Genomic DNA, 18,540 nt, shown 5'->3' with positions numbered 1-18,540 from the left:
CTCTTTATTAAGCCTTTACTAAAAATAATGGTTCTCCATACTCAACAAGTTCCCCATCTTTAACAAGAATTTCGACAATTTCACCGTCAACTTCTGCAGTGATTTCATTAAATAATTTCATCGCTTCCACTATACATACAACAGAATCTTTATTGACTTTATCGCCTACTTTTACATATGCATCGGTATCAGGCGAAGAAGACTGATAAAAAGTCCCTACCATCGGAGATGTGATTTTATGTAAGTTTTCATCAGATGGTGCAGCAGCTTTTTCTGTGGATGCTGGTGCAGTCTCCACTGCTTGTGGACTTGGTGCTTGCGTTTGTGTGCTAGTACTTTGTACTGGTGCAGCCATTACCACTTGCCCATTATTTTTTTTAATTTCAATCTTCATTCCACCTTGCTCATACGAAAAATCATTAATTGTAGATTCATCTATCACTTTTATTAATTCTTTTATGTCTTGTATTTTAAACATTATCAAAAACACTCCTTAAATCATTTCATTTATGACTAGATACTAATATCATACGATAAGACCTTATTACAGTTCAACATTCTTCTTGCACGAATAGGCGTATTCCTTTTTTTCTGACTTTTCTGGTTATGTATCGTATCTTTTATGTCTGCCCTTCTATCATACCATTTTCCCTTTAAAATAACTAACTGTTGCTTATAAGAAAAGCGCAGGCGTCTTGCTCAGCCCCGAAGAAAAATGTTCTCTTGACTCAAAAAGTGTTTTTTACTTTTAGAGGCATGGGGTTATTTTTCACAAGAGCTAGGCGCTGGAGCTAGACACTAAACTAGGTTCGAAATTTTATACTTTCTTATCTTATAAGAGAAGCGCAAGCGCCTTGACCAGCCCCGAAGAAAAAGTTTTTCTTGGCTCAAAAAGTGTCTTTTACTTTTAGAGACAAGAGGTTATCTTTCAAAGGGGCTAGGCGCTGGAGGTAGACACCAGTCTAATTTCAAAAAGTTTATACATTTTTTTGTTTTTTCTTAATATTGCCCGCTTTTAAGTTTTCTACTATTTTTTACTCGATAAAAAATATGGCAGAAAGAAGAAACCACTTCTTTTCTGCCATCTAAACTGTTTTATTTACTTGGATCGAATTTAACTGCTACATAAGCTCCTGGCTGTTCTAAATTTTTGCGAACTAATTGTATAATATCGTTTGCTGCTTCTGGTGAAAGTTTATCTGCTTTAACCGTAACATTAACGACACCATCTACTGATCGAACTAGTACATCATCATAATTTTCTGCTTTTATCATCGTTTCCAACACTTTTTCCTTATCCGCTAAATCTCTTAATTTTTCAATTTTATCTTGGGCTGCACTTTTTTCTTCTGCCGTAGATTCAGCTGAACCCATTACATCTGTAAGCTTTTCTTCGTCAGCACTTCTTTTATCTTGCAAATCTAACCGCATTGACTCAAATACTTCATCCGAATCGACTGTAGAAACCGTACTTCCATCTTTTGCTTCTGCCTTCGCGTTTTCTTTATTGTCTGTTTTTGTTACCTTCGCGTTATCCTTTACATTTTCCGTTGTTTTTCCTTCTTCAACTGCAGCGAATTCATTCGTTTGTTCAGGTGAGGTAATATAATACACCGATAACACAACTACTAAACTTAACATCGTTAATAACCAGACAGTTTGTTTTTTTAATAGCATGAGAATATATCCCCCTTAATTTTGTTTTGGCATAACAGAAACTCGATGGCTTGGAACATCCAAAGCTCTTGTCACCGCTTCAATAATCATGCTTTTAATTTTTATATTTTCTGCACCTTTTGCCACGATGAGAACACCCCTTATCGTTGGTTTTTTCGTTTCTACCACTACTGGCACTTGTTTATCGCCATTTTGGACAACAACGAGCTGTTGTTCTGTAGAAGAATCTTCTACTTGTCTTTTTCCACCTTGTGGATCGGTTTCTTCCGTTGTTTGTGTTTGAGAGTTTGTATTTTTTTCATATACTTTTTTTTCAGTAGCATCGACATTGACATATACAGTTGCATCTTTTACCCCAACGATATGATTAATTGCTTCTTTTATTTGCGCTTTGTATGCTTCTTCATAATTGGTAATGCCACTGTTGTTTCCACCAGATTTTTGTCCAAATGTTTCTTCCGCCGCATTACCTGATGCTTCACTTGCATTGCTGAATGCTTGAACATCAGTTCGTGAGTTGTCTTTTCCAAACATATTGCTTAACAGCATAATTGCTGCCCCGAACAATACAATAATGATTAAATATTGCATTTTTCCTTGTTTCTTTCCCTCTGCTCCATCTTTTGTCATCCATTTCTTCAACCAGCTAATTGGACCTTTATCATTATCCATTTGCAGCATCCTCCCCTCCTTCAATAAGGATGTTGATATTACTGCTCGCAACATCCCATTTCTTTGCTAAAAAGGATGTAATATCTTTTGTATCAACTTGTATTGATTCATTATTTGATGGAAGAGGGTTTTGGGTATTAATGTCTACTTGTTCAATCACTTCCACAGCGCTTTCTGTTTCTTCCTGTTTTTTTAATGAAATAACAAGCTTATCTAAATTATCAGGAAAGCTTTTCGGATTATTTTTATCAACAGCTATATGGACTTTATCAATCTCTACTCCGTACTTTTCTATCAACTCCTTATTCGCATCCTCTTTCAATTGGACAGCCATTTTATTTAATGTATATTCATCTAATGAAGCTTGTATTTCTTTTTTCTGAAATTCCATTGAATTTTTTATATTTTTTTGTTCAGGTGTTTTCCAGGCGGCAGTTGCCATCACCTTGTCAAAATCACTTGTGAATAGCTTAAATACTGGCGTTAAGATCACACTAATCAGCAATAATCCTGCAACCATTTTTGCATATTTTTGAAAAGTCGAATTTGGCAAAAGCATATCAACAACTGTAGCCAATAAAACAAATAAGATAATATTGGTTACCCATTCGGTAATAAAACTCATTTGCTTGCCACCTTTCCTACTTCACCATCATCGTTAAATTTCCAGCTGCAATAATAACCGTTATACTTAAGAAAAACATGAGCGAAACAATCGCAAGGGCTGCAAAAACGTACATTATACTTTTACTAATAATATCCAGGCATGTGATAACAGGGCCTCCTCCTAACGGCTGTAATAACGCTGCTGCAAATTTATAAATAAAGGCAATCATTAATATTTTGACTGCAGGAAATGCTACAATGAAAAGCAATATCGCAACACCGGCAATGCCGACTGAATTTTTCAAAAGCAAACTAGCATTAATCACCGTATCTGCCGCATCGGTAAACATTCTCCCAATTACAGGGATAAAATTCCCTGTCACAAACTTTGCGGTTTTGAGGGTAATGCCATCGGTTATCGCCGTTGATGCTCCTTGAACGGATAAAACACCAAGAAACACGGTTAAAAACAAACCTAAAATTCCAATGCTAATATTTCGTAATAAATTAGCTAGCTGCGTCACTTTATATTGTTCTGACAAACTGCTGACAATATGGAGCAATGTCGATAAAAACAATAAGGGAAGGACAATATATTCAATCAACATTCCGCTTGTGTTCATTAAAAAAATGATAACCGGATGAAAAAAAGCTGCCGACACAACACCACCTGATGCAGCCATCAATGCCAACAGCAATGGTACGAGGGCTATAATAAATCCTGTCATCGTCGATATTGCGTCGCTGGCAAATGTAATGCTGACGTGAAAACTGTTTAACGCAATAATAATTAACACCATAAACACAATCGAATAAGCAACTTTGCTTATGGAGCTTTTCTCAAAAGAATTTTGCAATGTTTGTAAAAACATACTAAAAGTCGTTAACAAAATAAGCGACCCTAACAATTTGCCGTTTACAATAATCTCATGAAATGCAAATTTTACCATCCCGGAAAAAATCCCTTGTAAATCAATGGATTTTTCTCCTTTAATAAAATCATATAAACTGCCTTTTTGGCTTTCTGGTAAAAAACCGCCATATTCTTGTAAGATGTCTTGCCAAAAGCCTTTTAAATCATCTAAATTTAAATTCTCCACTTGAGAATCCACCATTTCCTGTGGATCTAATAGTTTGTTGTTCGAACTTGCTTCTTCCTCTTGAGGCGATGCTTGTACAGTTGGAATAAACAAAAAAAAGATCACTGCCATAAATAGTAGGACGACTTTAAGTTTCATTTTCATTTTTTCACCTCATAAGAAATGCGCAGCGCCTTGCTCAGCGCCGAAGAAAAATGTTCTCTTAACTCAAAAAGTGTTTTTTACTTTTAGAGGCAAGAGGTTATCTTTCACAGGGGCTAGGCGCTGGAGCTAGACACTAAACTAGATTTGAAATTTTATACTTTCTTATCTTTTAAGAAATGCGCAGGCGCCTGTGCATTTTATCTAATTCGGAATCATATTAATAATCGTTTCTACCAATACGGTTAAGATAGGGACCGCCATGGCAAGGATCAATATTTTCCCTGCGAGTTCAATTTTAGAGGCAATGGCACCTTGTCCAGCGTCTTTTGTTATTTGAACAGCAAATTCTGCAATATAAGCAATGCCGATTATTTTTAAAATGGTTTCTACATAAACCGTATTCACTTTTGCATTTAAAGCGATTTTTTCAATCATATGAATAATAGAAGCAATTTGATCTACTAAAAAAAGAAAAATGGTACATCCTACAAAGACAACGAGTAAAAAAGCGATATTTGGCTTTTGTTCTTTGATAACTAGAGCTAGAAATGTTGAGATTAGGGCTATTCCTACAATTTGAAGAATTTCAATGACGTTATCCTCCTTTACCCTTGAAATAAAAACACAGATTTAATTTTTTGAAACAAATCATCGACAATATTTGCCACTAGAAATAAAATATATATAAACCCAAATAGCGTAACCCATTGTGCATATTCTTTTTTGCCGACTTGATCGAGAATAGTGTGTAAAAAAGCGACAACGATTCCTACACCCGCTATTTTGAAAATAATATCGACCTCTAAACCCATCATTGTCTCCTCCTAAAACTACATCAATAAAATAATGATTAATAAGCCCGAAAGGATGCCTAAGCTTTTTAACATTTTTTCATATTTTGTTTGTATATCTCTTGCTTCAACTTCTTCTCTTTCTAGATGGGAAAGTGTTAACATAATTTGTTTTTGTTGAGAAAAACGATCATGTCGACCCAATGTTTCACCGAATTGCTTCATAATTTCTAACTCAGGCTGCTTCATCGCTGTTTTTTTCCATATATCTTCCAAACTGGTTGTCCAAGCGTTTTTTACCGTTGTTTCCTCATACGTTAATTTATGAGCAAAATGAGCAAAAAAAACCGATAATGGATTGCCTAATTGTTCAGCCAACCTTCTCGAAGCCTCATGTAAAGGGGTATGTCCATACATAATTTCTGCTTCTAAAGACTGCAGCGCTGATTTCAACTGTCTTAATTGTTTTGGTCGTTCACTTAACGCTTTAGATAGCTCCATTCCAGCCCAACTTGTGCTGGCAAAAATGATGATTGCACCTAGTATTTTTAACAAGATGTCACCTTCATTTCCCGCACGATTACTTTCCCGAGATTATTTTTTATGGCGCTGACTGTTCCAGGACCATGCAGTCTGTTTAATTCAATAAAACGTTCAAACAGCCCCATTTTCATTATTTGCTTTAATGTTGGTCTATTTTGAATTTCTTCTACTGTTCTTCCATGTGTTGTCATGATTAACTGGATTCCTGCATTTACTGCTTCCAAAATCGCATCTTCATCCTCTGTTCGTCCAATTTCATCAACGATCAAGACATCAGGGCTCATAGAACGAATCATCATCATCATGCCTTCCGCTTTTGGACATGCATCCAGAACATCTAACCGAGGTCCAAATGTCATTTGTGGAACGCCGTTTATACATCCGGCTATTTCGGATCTTTCATCGACAATGCCAACCTTCATTGCTTTTATATTATTTTTTTTATCCCCTGTTGAGATAAACCGAGCAATATCACGTAAAAGAGTCGTTTTTCCCGTTTGCGGCGGACCGATTATCATCGTATGAAACCATTTATTTTTATCATGCAAAAATGGAATAAAGGATTCTGCAAGGCCAATTTTTTCTTTTGCGATTCGAATATTAAAGGAAGCTACATCACTTATCGCTTTTACTTTACTGCCTTCTAAGACAACTTTTCCTGCAAGTCCAACCCGGTGTCCACCTTCGATTGTGATATAACCCCGTTTTAATTCTTCTTCCATCGTATAAACAGAATATTGACTAATCTTGTTTAATAAATGAATACAATCTTCTCTAGTTACAATCCGTGAAAAAAAATAAGGATTGCCATTTATACATACTTCTAATGGACGTTCCATACGAATTCTTATTTCTTCCATGTTCTCTCTTTCGGATGGAGGGATTGTGAGAACTTGGTCGGAAATTGTTTTAGGCAAAAATGAATAGATGGAATTCACAAACTTTTCCTCCTTATAATTAGATGGTTGTCCAACATCATTACGTTAATTGGATGTTCAAAGAGCAAGCCAACGAAGAGAACCTCCGCTTATCATTTGGTCACATTTTGACAACCTCTATTAGAATGTATGCATAGAAAAACGATTTATTCCACCCGCTTTACCAAATTATTGGTCATTTAAAATTGGAGGTGTAAAAGGAGGAACTCTTTCAAAAACTAATAAAAAAAGTACAACTAGTAAAACGGAGGAAATGATCATGAAAAAAATAATCATCAGTTTTTTATTTATTGAGCTTTTTTTTATTCCATTTAATCTTGCAACAGCAGCGGAACAAAGGATCAAGCCGAAAAATATTATTTTTTTAATTGGAGACGGAATGGGATTAGGGCAAATCGAAATTGCCAGAACCTTTGAATATGGGAAGGAAGGAAATTTATTTCTAGAAAGCTTGCCATATACCGCACTCGCTCATACTTATTCTGCCAATAACAAAGTAACAGACTCTGCAGCAGGCGGAACAGCGCTTGCTATTGGAAAAAAAACAAATAATGGCATGATCGGTGTCACAGCTGATGGAAAAACATCACCCAGCATTTTGGACGTTTTTAAAAAAAATGGTTTAAAAACAGGAATTGTAACAACCAATTCAGTGACGGATGCTACTCCTGCCAGTTTTACAGCAAGCGTAAAAAATAGATGGACAGGACAAAAGGAGATTGCCAAACAGCAATTGAGAAACAAGGTTGATGTCATCCTTGGAGGTGGGCAAAAATATTTCACCACTACCAATACACATGGAACAAAACTTCTTGATCAATACAAACAGGCCGGATATGAATACGTTACAACGGCCAAGGAACTTCAAAATGCAAACAGCGGAAAACTAATAGGTCTATTTGGACCAAAACACTTAAACTTTAAACTCGATCGAGATGATGTAAAAAGCCAAGAACCTTCTTTATCCGAAATGGCCGCTAAAGCCTTAGAAACGCTTTCAAAAGACAATAAAGGCTTTTTTACGATGATAGAAGGAGCAAGGATCGATCAAGCATCCCACGCTGGTGATATTACAAGTATATGGAAAGAAACAATCGAATTTGATGAAGCAGTAAAATATTGTGTGAAGTGGGCAAAAAACCACCCAGATACATTAGTTGTCGTTGCAGCTGACCATGAAACAATGGGTGTATCGGCAACGGAACCAATGGATGTGACAGAGTTAAAGAAAATTACCGTTACCCCACATTATATGGCCAGTCAATTACAAAAAAATCCAACAGGTAACGGGTTTACGAATGATAGCATTAAACATGTTTTTCAAAAATATGCCCATATTACGTTAACGAACAAGGATGTTGCGTCCTTTAATTCCCAGACAATTCCTTCAACTGGACAAGTATATCCAGAACAGCATGTAGCATGGGAAATTGGCAATATCATTGCAAAACATTATCATGCAGGAATATTAGATCGCTCTACAGAAGAGCTCAGCAGTACAGGTGGACATACAAGCAATATGATCCCTGTTTTCGCCTATGGAACAGGAGCGGAGAATTTTCATGGCGTTATCGATAATACAGATATTCCCAAAATGCTTGTTCATTTAATGGGCTATTCTTTTTAGCAAGACTGCCCTGAAAAGAAGTTCCGCAGCGTGAATACACTACGCTTTCCGCGGGCGGGCATCGAGCCGTTTCGTCGTTTTGCTCCGACTCTTGCGGAAAAATATACAAAATTTCGTATTGATAGGGAAATATCCAAGCCTCCATTTACCATTTGCATATACTGTATGGAGGTGATTTATATATGTTTATTATGCCAACAACTGCAACTACCATCAGTAATCCATTTCAAATAACAGGCACACATAAACATTATGGCATTGACTTCGCCCAAAACGGAACAAACAATATTTATGCAAGCGCTGATGGTACGGTATCTCAATCTTTTTATTCGAACAGCTACGGAGAATGCATTATGATCCTACACAATATTAATGGACAAGTTTATGAAACAGTGTACGCTCATTTACGAAAAGGTACGCGGAAGGTAAACACAGGCCAAAAAGTGAAGCAAGGTCAAGTAATAGGAATCATGGGAAGTACAGGAGATTCAACTGGACAACATTTACATTTTGAACTTCATAAAGGAAGATGGAATGGATCTAAATCAAATGCTGTTAACCCCATGAACTATATAAATGGTAAAACTACACACCAACTCCTGGTTCTTCCAATCAAGTTATCTATACGGTGAAAGCCGGCGATACGGTAACAAAAATCAGTCAAAAATATAACACAACTGTTGCAGAAATAACAAAATGGAACGGTTTAAAAAATCCAAATAAAATATATCCTGGCCAACGTCTAAGAGTAAAATAATAGAAGAAAAGCGCAGGCGCCTTGCTCAGCCCCGAAGAAAAATGTTCTTTTGGCTGTTTTCGTATAGATTGTTGCTTTTAAACTCGCAGCCTGAATACTCTTCGTCCGTTAGCGAGCGTCGAGCCTCCTCGTCGCATAGGGTCTCGTCTTTCTCGCATTCCCACAGCAGTCTACGTGTATTCAACCTGCTGAGTACTTCTTTTCCCATTTTTTTACGTAAAAAACAACAAACTTTGAGAAAACTGCCTTACTTTTATAGACAAGAGGTTATCTTTCACAGGGGCTAGGCGCCAGTCTAACTTCAGAAAACTTATACTTTCTTACCTTTAAATATGTAATAACCAAAAAAAATACCGATTTATAAGTGCACAAAAAAAGGTAACCTAATGGTTACCTTTTTTCAGCCGCATTTGCCGCTTTAGTGTATGGAGTTTCAAAACCTGCTCCACCAGGTGGGTGTTCGCAAAAGATTTCTTCATATGTCTTTATGAGATTCATAAAGCCTGCTGATCCGTCTTTCATATAGAACTCCCTAATTATCGATAAAGGTTGAAACTTCATACGATAACGTACAACGCAGCGTTTATATTTATATAATACAGGAAAAGACCGTTAAACGCAAATAGAAAAAACCTGTAAATATTTTTTCACAATAATTAATTATGCACGAGAAACATAACTAGCTTCTGTTGTATTAATAATTAACTTATCACCTTGGTTAATGAAGAAAGGAACTTGTACGATTAAACCAGTTTCTAATGTAGCTGGTTTTGTACCACCAGAAGCAGTATCCCCTTTAATACCCGGTTCAGTTTCTGCCACTTCTAATACCACTGTGTTTGGAAGCTCCACTCCAAGTGTTTCTGATTGGTACATGATAATTTGAACTTCCATATTTTCTTGTAAGAATTTCAATTCATATTCAATTGCACTTGAAGCAAGTTCAATTTGATCATATGATTCACTATCCATGAATACATGTTGATCGCCGCTAGCATATAAATATTGCATTTTACGGTTGTCAATTTGAGCTTTTGCTACTTTTTCACCAGCTCTAAATGTTTTTTCCTGCACAGCACCTGTACGAAGATTTTTTAATTTAGAGCGAACAAACGCAGCTCCTTTTCCAGGCTTAACATGTTGGAAATCTAAAACACGCCAGATCCCATTATCCACTTCAATCGTTAAACCTGTTTTAAAATCATTTACTGAAATCATCCAATAATCCTCCTATATATCCTATAAAATAAGCAATTCTTTTGTTGAATGTGTTAAAGCTTCATTATGATCATCTGTTATGATTATATCATCTTCAATACGAACTCCACCAAGACCTGGAATATAAATACCTGGCTCTACTGTCACCACCATGCCAGGTTCTAAAACCGTTTCTGATCTATAAGAAAGACCTGGACCTTCATGTATTTCTAACCCAATGCCATGACCGGTTGAATGACCAAAATACGCCCCATACCCTTTTGCACTGATGTAATCTCTCGTTAGAGCATCTGCCTGAATCCCAGTAAGGCCTGGTTTTATTCCTTCCATTCCCTTCAGCTGTGCATTTAGAACAACATTATATATTTCTTTTAACTTATCATCAGGATTGCCTACAGCAATTGTTCTAGTAATATCAGAAACATATCCTTTATAATAAGCGCCGTAGTCCAATGTGACAAAATCGCCTGTTTCAATCACTTTGTCTGTTGCAACACCATGAGGTAATGCGGATCTTTTTCCTGATGCCACAATGGTATCAAAGGAAGATGAAGTTGCACCTGCTTTTCTCATAAAAAACTCTAATTCATTCGATACTTCTAATTCTGTTTTCCCAACTCTAATAAAGTCAAGAATATGTGTAAAGGCTGCATCGGCAATTTCAGCAGCTTCCTTTAATATCTTAATCTCTGCTGCACTCTTAATCAAGCGTAACTTTTCAATAATACCCGAAACAGGAACCAATTCAGCCTTTACCGTATTTTCATAAATTTTATATTCTGTATACGTCATATGGTCTTGCTCGAATGCCAGCTTTTTTATACCTAATTTTTTCGCTTGTTCTGCTACTTCTTTATAAATTGGTCCTGTATGTTGAACGATATCAAAGCCTTCACACTGATTTGCTGCCTGTTCCATATATCGGAAATCTGTAATGAATTTCGCATCTTCTCCACTAATTAATACGACACCAGTGGAACCAGTAAAGTTACTTATGTAGCGGCGGTTGAATTTGCTAGTAATGACTATTCCATCCACATTAGCTTCTATTAATGCATTTCTTAATTTTTTTAATTTCTCCATACTAACCTCTCCCTGAGATTCTATTTATTTCTTTTTTATATAATTATGTCAAGAAAAACCATTTATTTCAAATACTTAGCCATTAAAAATATTCTATCATAAATAAAATTATCCTTCACTACCCGAAATATCTGAAGTGGATTTCTTTTGCTTTATTTGTATTTCATTCTCTTCATATGAAATGGTATATCCAACAAACACCCCATATAGTACATACAGACAAACAGATGTAATGAGGGTGTCTCTTTTCAATTTTAAAAATGGATCCATACTCGGGAAAATTGGATTGAATAGTATAAAAACAATCACAAATAAAGCAATGCCAAAACCTATTCCACCCCACATATTTTTACATTTTCTTAGGATTAAATAATATATAAACGCAGCTCCAGTTGAAAAGATGCCAATGATAATTATACTAATAAGCGTTCCTAATCCGCTTCTTTTCCAATCTCCAAGTGCCCATGGTTCTAAAATGACATTTGGTCTAATATCCGTAAAATTTAAATAGTATGCTGCAAAACCAACTGATGACCAAAAGATCCCTCCAAACAACCCAGTCCATATAACAAGTGCAATAAAAGACATTGGTTTTGTATGTTTACTTTCAATTGATTCACAATCTTGATTTGGATTTTCCTTACTCATTTATTTGACACCTCCATAAAATATTATGTCCCTAGTCATTTATTTATTTGCTTCGAATAAACTAAAAAAACAAGAGACTTTATGTATGATTTGTTTAGAATGGAACAATAGTTTTAGTATCACCGATATCCTAATCTTCATTCCTAAAATCCAAACAGGAACAATGTATGGCAGTTAATGTGTTATGCTAGTTGTTTCGCGAAATTTTTAGTAATATAGAAATAGGGTAATTTACAGCAATAGTAAACAACTTCTTTTTTATTCATAAGATTTAAAAAAAAGATTCTTGAAATAATATCGCTGTTTCGACCTAATTTTAGCTGAGGTTGGTGTACGTATTCATGGCAAATGAGCAAAAATCCATTTATGGAGGGCAAGCTGTAGTAGAGGGCGTAATGTTTGGAGGAAAACATCATTATGTAACCGCTATTAGGCGCAAAGATCAATCAATCGATTATTTTCACCTTCCACGAAAACAAAATGCAAAACTGGCAAAATTAAAAAAAATCCCTTTTTTAAGAGGTATTGTTGCAATTCTTGAGGCAAGTGGTAATGGAACCAAGCATTTAAATTTCTCAACCGAGCGATATGATGTAGATCCTGGAGAGGATTATAAAATAGAAGCACAAGAACCAACAAAATTCTCGATGATACTCGGAGTTGCGACAATCGGGATTCTTTCCTTCTTATTCGGGAAATTTATTTTTACATTAGTCCCTGCATTTCTAGCTGCACTTCTGCAGCCTGTTATCAGTGGGCATTTTGCACAAATATTATTAGAAACCTTTTTTAAATTAATTCTGCTTATCGGCTATATTTATTTTGTTTCGTTAACCCCTCTTATAAAACGGGTATTTCAGTATCATGGAGCGGAACATAAAGTAATTAATTGTTTTGAAAATGGTCACGAATTAACGGTTAAAAATGTTCAAGCAGCGTCGCGTCTGCATTATCGATGTGGCAGCAGTTTTATCTTATTTACTGTTTTTGTCGGTCTATTTTTATATTTATTATTTCCAACAGATTCTCTCTTGGAACGAATGCTAAGCAGAATTGCATTAATTCCGGTTGTATTAGGTATAGCTTTTGAAGTCTTGCAATGGACAAATAAGCTAAGAGATATACCAGTATTAAAATATTTAGGTTTGCCAGGGTTATGGCTCCAGTTATTAACAACAAAAGAACCGAATGATGATCAAGTAGAAGTAGCGATTCTTTCCTTTAATGAACTGTTAAGACGGGAACAAGAAACAGAAGCACTTTCTACCGTAAATCATTTTGAAACAAAAGGTCAAATATAATTATATTCTTTGTTTCCATTCTAATGGATGGTTACAAATTCGTTTAATATTGCATAAACTTTTTGTAATCAATCGTTTAAAAGTTAAAAAAAATGCTCATCATGCTCTTAGGGAGGTGGCTTTTTGAAGAATCGAATTTCATTATTAGTCATCAGTATTGTGATGTTATTTGCTTTATATGGGTTAATATCAAGGATTGTGATGGATCCTGTTGGATTGTTAAAAAACCTAGCTGTATTTTTAGTAGTCGGGTTGGCTATTTGGCTCATTATTCGAAGTTTCTATAAAGTTAATCCTGAAAAGAAAGAACAGCGGGCATTTTTAAAAGCTGCAAAAAAATCAAAAAAAAGATTGCAGAACAAAGATAAATCCTCTCATAAACAAGTAAACGGAAAAAATACTCCTACGTTAAAAGCAAAAAAACATAAACGGAGTACGAGCGCCGCTCATTTAACGGTTATTGAAGGAAAAAAGGGCAAAAAAAAGAATCGAGCTTCTTTTTAAGAAGCTCCCAGGCTGTTGAAAAACGTTCGCTCTCTTCGTCACTCCCCGTTTTTTGCGGTGCTCATTACCCAAAAACGGTAACTCCGCTCCTCAAAAAGGGTCGTTCCTCGATAGACAAACGTTTTCAATCAGCCTGAAAGTTTGTAGTCTTACTTTTTCGACACTCTCAGAGCTTCTTTTTAAGAAGCTCTTTTTTTTATGCATGTAAATTTAATACGTCCACTGTTTAAAAAATGCAATGGCACATTTTCTTCCTAATTGAATCAATTCCTCTTTTTTTTCTTTTGTTAACGTAAATTCAGTAGCAGCAATTCCTTCTGTTGGAATAAAGATAATATTTTTTTCGTGTTTTCTTGATATATAACGAGAATCATGGGCATCTTTCATTGTTTCAAACATTGCTCCAAATAATTGGACCGCATTTTTTATCACATGCTGTGGATGCTCAGCCAAATGAGGGCTTAGTTTTATTCCTAAAACTGGTCTCGTTTTTTTGTCATTGTCTTGATCAAACAGCCACATCGGAAAGTTGCTTAATACGCCGCCATCCACAATAACGCTTTTGCTAGCTCCTAATTTAACTGGTTCAAAAAAATACGGTAAACTGCAGCTCATGCGGATCGCCTTTGCAATAGAAAAAGAACGCGGCTCAATCCCATATTTAGGAAGATCATCCGGTAATACTACCATTTCTCCATTTGTTAAATCGGATGCAATAAACCTTAATGTCTGCGGAGGTAAATCAGCAAATGTTCTCAACCCTTTTATCGCCAATTTTCCCTCTAACCATTTTTCTAATTCATTTCCTTTATATAAACCTAATTTCCAATAGATAAATAACCATTTTGCTAAAGGAAATGGGAGAAGCAGTTTTCTTTCATCCATAAACTTCGTTAAATCTAAATCTTCTAATAATTCCGTTATTTCTTCACTTGAATATTTTGCAGCAATTAGAGCTGAAATGATGCTTCCCGCACTTGTACCTGCAAGTCTTGCAAACTGTAAACCTTTTTGTTCCACCACTTCATATGCACCGATTAATGCCAGCCCTTTAATTCCACCACCCGAAAACACACCGTCTATGTACATTTAGTCACTCCCCTTTATCGTGCATTGATACACTTTAAGCAGAAGGACTACAAAATAGTACAGATTTATCCTACTTTTTTCTAGACGTTTTCCCCAATCCAATTTAGGTATTCGTACATATACTACGATGAATAAGAAAAGCGGAAGCGCCTTGCTCAGCCCCGAAGAAAAATGTTCACATGACTCAAAAAGTGCTTTTTACTTTTAGAGGCATGGGGTTATTTTTCACAGGGGCTAGGCGCTGGAGCTAGACATTCATCTAAGTTCAAAAATTTTATGCTTTATCTTTCAATAAAACAAGAGGAGGCTTATAACATGACCCAACCGTTAAATTATCAAGAAGATATAAGAATTATTGGCAGACCTGGATTTGGTATTGGTCGTCCTGGGTTCGGTTTTGGTAGACCTGGATTTGGATTTGGTCGTCCTGGATTTGGGTTAGGATTTCTTGGAGGATTAGCTGCTGGGGCTCTTTTAGCTCCACGCCCTTATTATCCTTATTATCCTTACTATCCTTATTACCCTTATCCTTACTATCCATATCCTTACTATCCATACCCTTATTAAAATAAGTTTATTGAAATAAAAAATAGACAGAAGATATATTTTTCTTCTGTCTTTCTTATTAAGTAAAATACGAAACTTCTGCTTGCGGAAAAAAATCCTTTATATACTGACGAATGGTGGTTTCTAAATCTTTCGCCTCTTCCTCTGGATAAATATATTTTCCAATTCCATATCTTCCCCATTTATATTTTCTTCTTTCTTCATTCATTTCTAATTTTGTTTTAGGGTAACGCTTTGTAATTACCTTTTTTGCAGGATTTGTAAAACGATGTTGGATTAGCTCAAACGTCAAGTCGTTTATTCTTGCATATTTTAAACTATCAACCAAACGTTCGAATAGTTCGTAATATCCTTCCCTCCATCCGTCATGCATATAAATAGGCGCTACAATAAAACCTAAAGGATATCCTGCATCTGCCACTTTTCTTGCCGCTTCTAACCTCTCGTCAAAAGTAGAAGTGCCTGGCTCAAAATTTTTAATCACATATCGTGAATTCACACTAAACCGAAACCTCGTCTTTCCATTATGATCCGCATCTAATAAATGATCTACATGATGATACTTTGTTACAAAACGCAAGCGTCCTGTTTCTGATTTTCCAAAATGCTCAATTGCTTTTTTTAACGAATGGGTCAAGTGATCTATACCAACGATATCAGATGTACAGGCAGCTTCAAAGCGTGTAATTTGATTTCCTCGTTCTTTCATGTACAAATCCGCTTGCGTAAATATTTCTTCTAAATTTACATATGTCCGAATATATGGCTTGCTTCCCAACGTTGTTTGCAAATAGCAATAATGACAATGGCCCATACAGCCGGTTGCTAAAGGGATGGCATATTCAGCTGAAGGCTTGGATGTATCAAATTTTAACGTTTTTCGTACTCCAACTACTAATGTTGATTTTGCATTTCGATATTGCTGCAGCTCATTATCCCCAGGTATCCCCCGTACTTGATTATGGGAAGTTGTTTCTCTAATCTCCAAATCCATTTTTTCAAATTTGTCTTTTAATTCTATTCCTAAAGGATACTCTAAAGCTTTTGGTTCTATATAAACTAATTGGGGTACAAATGGTTTCATCTAAGAATTGCTGCCCCTTTCTTCTATACTAATTTGACCTCTGAAAACAACTATGTATGATTATTGTTAGCTAAAATTAAAAAAAGAAGACAGGGAAATTTCCCCATCCTCGTTTATTATAAACACGTGTTCAAAAAGGTGACAAATTAGAAGCAAGCCAACGAAAATATTCGAACCTTTAGTTGGGTGCCTTTTTGAACATCCTCTATAATCCACATTTTAATTGCGTATTACAATTCGTACATGTATTGCAGCCGCCAATTTCTTCTACAACCCCTTTTCGACAAACAGGGCAAGTATCTCCAATTTCTGAACCAATTGTTACTTTAGTGGAAGTTAATTCTTGGATTGTATCAACTAATACCACTTGAGGTTTTTGTGCCACCTCTTCACTTTTCACTTCATCAAACGTATTTTCTTCTGCTTTTAATGTTAATACTTGGCTATCACGAGAGCCGTCTACATATACCGTTCCACCTTTTGCTCCGCCACGGTATAATCTTTCATACACTTTCTGCACTTGCTCCACACTATAGCCCTTTGGCGCATTCACCGTTTTACTTATGGAGCTGTCAATCCATCTTTGAATAATACATTGTACATCAGCATGTGCTTCTGGAGCTAGATCCATTGCTGCAATAAACCAATCTGGAAGGTTATTTGGGTCAGCATCCGGATTTTCATCTAAATATTCTTGTACAATGTCTGCTTTTACCTCGATAAATTTGCCAAGTCTCCCGCTTCTAAAATAAGAAAAAGAGAAATATGGTTCTAGACCAGTTGATACCCCGACCATAGTGCCTGTGCTTCCTGTTGGTGCAACTGTTAATAAGTGAGAATTGCGAATTCCGTACTGCAAAATTGCTTGACGAATATCTTCCGGCATTTTTTTCATAAAGCCTGTGTCAATAAATGCTTGACGAAGGTTGTTTTCTGCTTCTTCTGATTCTGCAGTTAAAAACGGGAAGCTTCCTTTTTCTTTCGCTAGCTCCACAGATGCTCTATAAGCTGTAGTTGCAATCGTTTCAAACACTTTATCTACAAGGTTATTTCCTTCTTCAGAGCCGTACTCTGTTTCACAATAAATAAGTAAATCATGGAGACCCATAACACCTAAACCAACACGGCGTTCACCAAGTGCCTGCTTTTTATTTTCAGCAAGGAAGTAAGGTGTTGCATCTATGACATTATCTTGCATCCGTACGCCCACTTCAACCGTTTGTTTTAACTTTTCAAAATCAACTGTTTTCGTTTTTTTATCTGCCATTTCTGCGAGGTTAACTGCTGCAAGGTTACATACACTAAACGGTGCAAGCGGCTGCTCGCCGCAAGGGTTGGTCGCAACTACCTTTTGCCCGTAGCTTTTTGCATTGGTCATGTCATTGGCATTATCGAGAAAGAAAACTCCCGGTTCAGCAGAATATGTTGCACATATATTGACTAGATTCCATAATTCTTTTGCTTTTATTTTACGATAAACTCTTATCGCATACCCCTTCGCTTCCCACTCTCGAACATCGCCAATCTTATGCCATTCTTCATTATAATACGTCATTTCCTCTGGGCTATAGCTTTCTACATCCGGAAAACGAAGTTCATATTCTCCATCATTTTCGACTGCATCCATAAATTCCTTCGTTAAACAAACAGAAATATTTGCTCCTGTTAAAAATTCTGACTGATGAACAGAATAATTTCCGCCAGCTGCTAATTTCCCCTCTGCTTCTTTAATAATTTGTTCGTTAAAACCGCCTTGTCCAGGAATTTCTTTGTAACGGATGATACCTTGGTACATTGCTTTTTCCGATTCTGTCAACGGAGTGAATTTCAATTTTTCTTTCGCATACTTTTTAATTGCTTCATCATTTGTATTTTCTATTAAAAATCGTAAAATACGAGGATTTTGCATTTTAGAAATAATAAACTCGATAATATCAGGATGCCACGTTACTACCGTCCTTTTCAGGATACTTTAACTCTGTTAATAACAGACGGACTAGACTATATCTTCACCCTCAGCATCATCTGTTAGGGGTTGGGCACTTCGGGAATTCTTCCCTACTCTACTTCTTTGCAAAGTGCAAATTTTCGATAGTCGTTGAACCTTCACCTATAAACGGCGCTTGGCTGCGAATTGTCCAATTCAATCAATTTTTAAGCATTCACGCCCACCGTTTCCAGTCACGTTGTA

The 18,540-nt window shown here is 36.1% G+C and carries 19 protein-coding genes, 1 other RNA gene and 1 pseudogene; 5 read left to right on the top strand and 16 right to left on the bottom strand.

Going from position 1 to position 18,540, the window contains the following annotated elements; translation table 11 throughout:
* Positions 1-7: 7 nt before the first annotated feature.
* The 9 genes from accB to spoIIIAA all read right to left on the bottom strand — a co-directional run bounded on the left by accB (position 8) and on the right by spoIIIAA (position 6,471).
* A complete protein-coding gene (gene accB, locus ACTYA4_RS17120; protein ID WP_443480097.1) occupies positions 8-478 on the bottom strand; it encodes an acetyl-CoA carboxylase biotin carboxyl carrier protein in 471 nt (156 codons plus the stop codon).
* Positions 479-1,095: 617 nt separating this feature from the next.
* Positions 1,096-1,677, bottom strand: a complete 582-nt coding sequence (locus tag ACTYA4_RS17115) for a SpoIIIAH-like family protein (protein WP_443480098.1) — start codon at positions 1,675-1,677, stop codon at positions 1,096-1,098.
* Between the two features lie 15 nt (positions 1,678-1,692).
* A complete protein-coding gene (gene spoIIIAG / locus ACTYA4_RS17110; RefSeq protein WP_443480099.1) occupies positions 1,693-2,349 on the bottom strand; it encodes a stage III sporulation protein AG in 657 nt (218 codons plus the stop codon).
* The gene (gene spoIIIAF, locus ACTYA4_RS17105; RefSeq protein ID WP_443480100.1) at positions 2,342-2,974 is read right to left on the bottom strand and encodes a stage III sporulation protein AF; all 633 of its coding nucleotides are present in this window, start codon (positions 2,972-2,974) and stop codon (positions 2,342-2,344) included. The genes spoIIIAG and spoIIIAF overlap by 8 nt, the downstream gene beginning before the upstream one ends.
* 16 nt (positions 2,975-2,990) lie before the next feature.
* Positions 2,991-4,199 (bottom strand): stage III sporulation protein AE, encoded by a 1,209-nt coding sequence (gene spoIIIAE, locus ACTYA4_RS17100; protein WP_443480101.1) that lies wholly within the window; start codon positions 4,197-4,199, stop codon positions 2,991-2,993.
* Between the two features lie 201 nt (positions 4,200-4,400).
* Entirely contained in the window at positions 4,401-4,790 is a 390-nt protein-coding gene (gene spoIIIAD / locus ACTYA4_RS17095; RefSeq protein ID WP_443480171.1) for a stage III sporulation protein AD, read from the bottom strand.
* A 14-nt stretch (positions 4,791-4,804) separates the two neighbouring features.
* Positions 4,805-5,011: a stage III sporulation protein AC gene (gene spoIIIAC, locus ACTYA4_RS17090; RefSeq protein WP_443480172.1), complete on the bottom strand. Its 207-nt coding sequence runs from the start codon at positions 5,009-5,011 to the stop codon at positions 4,805-4,807.
* 18 nt (positions 5,012-5,029) lie between these two features.
* Positions 5,030-5,545, bottom strand: a complete 516-nt coding sequence (gene spoIIIAB, locus ACTYA4_RS17085) for a stage III sporulation protein SpoIIIAB (protein ID WP_443480102.1) — start codon at positions 5,543-5,545, stop codon at positions 5,030-5,032.
* Positions 5,539-6,471, bottom strand: a complete 933-nt coding sequence (gene spoIIIAA, locus ACTYA4_RS17080; protein ID WP_443480103.1) for a stage III sporulation protein AA — start codon at positions 6,469-6,471, stop codon at positions 5,539-5,541. Before spoIIIAA ends, spoIIIAB begins: the two co-directional genes overlap by 7 nt.
* Before the next feature lie 259 nt (positions 6,472-6,730).
* On the opposite strand from spoIIIAA, the gene ACTYA4_RS17075 reads away from it, so the two are divergent.
* Positions 6,731-8,098: an alkaline phosphatase gene (locus tag ACTYA4_RS17075; protein ID WP_443480104.1), complete on the top strand. Its 1,368-nt coding sequence runs from the start codon at positions 6,731-6,733 to the stop codon at positions 8,096-8,098.
* A gap of 182 nt (positions 8,099-8,280) precedes the next feature.
* Positions 8,281-8,730, top strand: coding sequence for a M23 family metallopeptidase (locus tag ACTYA4_RS17070; protein ID WP_443480105.1), 450 nt, complete (start codon positions 8,281-8,283; stop codon positions 8,728-8,730).
* A 522-nt stretch (positions 8,731-9,252) separates the two neighbouring features.
* Here ACTYA4_RS17070 and ssrS read toward each other — a convergent pair.
* The 4 genes from ssrS to ACTYA4_RS17050 form a co-directional block, all read right to left on the bottom strand.
* A non-coding RNA gene (ssrS, locus tag ACTYA4_RS17065) (6S RNA) lies at positions 9,253-9,441 on the bottom strand.
* A gap of 74 nt (positions 9,442-9,515) precedes the next feature.
* The gene (gene efp, locus ACTYA4_RS17060; protein WP_443480106.1) at positions 9,516-10,073 is read right to left on the bottom strand and encodes an elongation factor P; all 558 of its coding nucleotides are present in this window, start codon (positions 10,071-10,073) and stop codon (positions 9,516-9,518) included.
* Between the two features lie 21 nt (positions 10,074-10,094).
* Positions 10,095-11,156 carry an aminopeptidase P family protein gene (locus ACTYA4_RS17055; RefSeq protein WP_445505769.1) on the bottom strand — a complete coding sequence of 354 codons (1,062 nt, stop codon included), beginning with the start codon at positions 11,154-11,156 and terminating at the stop codon, positions 10,095-10,097.
* A gap of 108 nt (positions 11,157-11,264) precedes the next feature.
* Positions 11,265-11,804 carry a YqhR family membrane protein gene (locus tag ACTYA4_RS17050; protein ID WP_443480108.1) on the bottom strand — a complete coding sequence of 180 codons (540 nt, stop codon included), beginning with the start codon at positions 11,802-11,804 and terminating at the stop codon, positions 11,265-11,267.
* Between the two features lie 341 nt (positions 11,805-12,145).
* Here ACTYA4_RS17050 and ACTYA4_RS17045 point away from each other — a divergent pair, with 341 nt between their 5' ends.
* Together ACTYA4_RS17045 and ACTYA4_RS17040 are read left to right on the top strand one after the other, a co-directional pair.
* A complete protein-coding gene (locus tag ACTYA4_RS17045; protein ID WP_443480109.1) occupies positions 12,146-13,105 on the top strand; it encodes a DUF1385 domain-containing protein in 960 nt (319 codons plus the stop codon).
* Positions 13,106-13,228: 123 nt separating this feature from the next.
* Positions 13,229-13,609, top strand: coding sequence for an SA1362 family protein (locus ACTYA4_RS17040; protein ID WP_443480110.1), 381 nt, complete (start codon positions 13,229-13,231; stop codon positions 13,607-13,609).
* Positions 13,610-13,819: 210 nt separating this feature from the next.
* On the opposite strand, the gene ACTYA4_RS17035 is transcribed toward ACTYA4_RS17040, so the two are convergent.
* Positions 13,820-14,698 carry a patatin-like phospholipase family protein gene (locus ACTYA4_RS17035; protein WP_443480111.1) on the bottom strand — a complete coding sequence of 293 codons (879 nt, stop codon included), beginning with the start codon at positions 14,696-14,698 and terminating at the stop codon, positions 13,820-13,822.
* A 315-nt stretch (positions 14,699-15,013) separates the two neighbouring features.
* Between ACTYA4_RS17035 and ymaG the strand changes: the two genes are divergently transcribed.
* The gene (gene ymaG, locus ACTYA4_RS17030; RefSeq protein ID WP_443480112.1) at positions 15,014-15,265 is read left to right on the top strand and encodes an inner spore coat protein YmaG; all 252 of its coding nucleotides are present in this window, start codon (positions 15,014-15,016) and stop codon (positions 15,263-15,265) included.
* Positions 15,266-15,323: 58 nt separating this feature from the next.
* Here the strand turns inward: ymaG and splB are convergent, their stop codons facing one another.
* Together splB and ACTYA4_RS17020 are read right to left on the bottom strand one after the other, a co-directional pair.
* A complete protein-coding gene (splB, locus tag ACTYA4_RS17025; protein WP_443480113.1) occupies positions 15,324-16,349 on the bottom strand; it encodes a spore photoproduct lyase in 1,026 nt (341 codons plus the stop codon).
* A gap of 205 nt (positions 16,350-16,554) precedes the next feature.
* A pseudogene (locus tag ACTYA4_RS17020) lies at positions 16,555-18,294 on the bottom strand (vitamin B12-dependent ribonucleotide reductase); the annotation flags it as partial.
* Positions 18,295-18,540 lie beyond the last annotated feature (246 nt).

It is taken from the genome of Niallia yueguangensis (assembly GCF_052663115.1).
This window is presented reverse-complemented; position numbering and strand designations above follow the sequence as displayed.

Bases quoted from the DNA above. Each gene is read 5' to 3' on its own strand.
- accB (WP_443480097.1), bottom strand. From the start codon at position 478: ATGTTTAAAATACAAGACATAAAAGAATTAATAAAAGTGATAGATGAA.
- ACTYA4_RS17115 (WP_443480098.1), bottom strand. From the start codon at position 1,677: ATGCTATTAAAAAAACAAACTGTCTGGTTATTAACGATGTTAAGTTTA.
- spoIIIAG (WP_443480099.1), bottom strand. From the start codon at position 2,349: ATGGATAATGATAAAGGTCCAATTAGCTGGTTGAAGAAATGGATGACA.
- spoIIIAF (WP_443480100.1), bottom strand. From the start codon at position 2,974: ATGAGTTTTATTACCGAATGGGTAACCAATATTATCTTATTTGTTTTA.
- spoIIIAE (WP_443480101.1), bottom strand. From the start codon at position 4,199: ATGAAAATGAAACTTAAAGTCGTCCTACTATTTATGGCAGTGATCTTT.
- spoIIIAC (WP_443480172.1), bottom strand. From the start codon at position 5,011: ATGGGTTTAGAGGTCGATATTATTTTCAAAATAGCGGGTGTAGGAATC.
- ACTYA4_RS17075 (WP_443480104.1), top strand. From the start codon at position 6,731: ATGAAAAAAATAATCATCAGTTTTTTATTTATTGAGCTTTTTTTTATT.
- ACTYA4_RS17070 (WP_443480105.1), top strand. From the start codon at position 8,281: ATGTTTATTATGCCAACAACTGCAACTACCATCAGTAATCCATTTCAA.
- efp (WP_443480106.1), bottom strand. From the start codon at position 10,073: ATGATTTCAGTAAATGATTTTAAAACAGGTTTAACGATTGAAGTGGAT.
- ACTYA4_RS17055 (WP_445505769.1), bottom strand. From the start codon at position 11,156: ATGGAGAAATTAAAAAAATTAAGAAATGCATTAATAGAAGCTAATGTG.
- ACTYA4_RS17050 (WP_443480108.1), bottom strand. From the start codon at position 11,804: ATGAGTAAGGAAAATCCAAATCAAGATTGTGAATCAATTGAAAGTAAA.
- ACTYA4_RS17045 (WP_443480109.1), top strand. From the start codon at position 12,146: ATGGCAAATGAGCAAAAATCCATTTATGGAGGGCAAGCTGTAGTAGAG.
- ACTYA4_RS17035 (WP_443480111.1), bottom strand. From the start codon at position 14,698: ATGTACATAGACGGTGTGTTTTCGGGTGGTGGAATTAAAGGGCTGGCA.
- ymaG (WP_443480112.1), top strand. From the start codon at position 15,014: ATGACCCAACCGTTAAATTATCAAGAAGATATAAGAATTATTGGCAGA.
- splB (WP_443480113.1), bottom strand. From the start codon at position 16,349: ATGAAACCATTTGTACCCCAATTAGTTTATATAGAACCAAAAGCTTTA.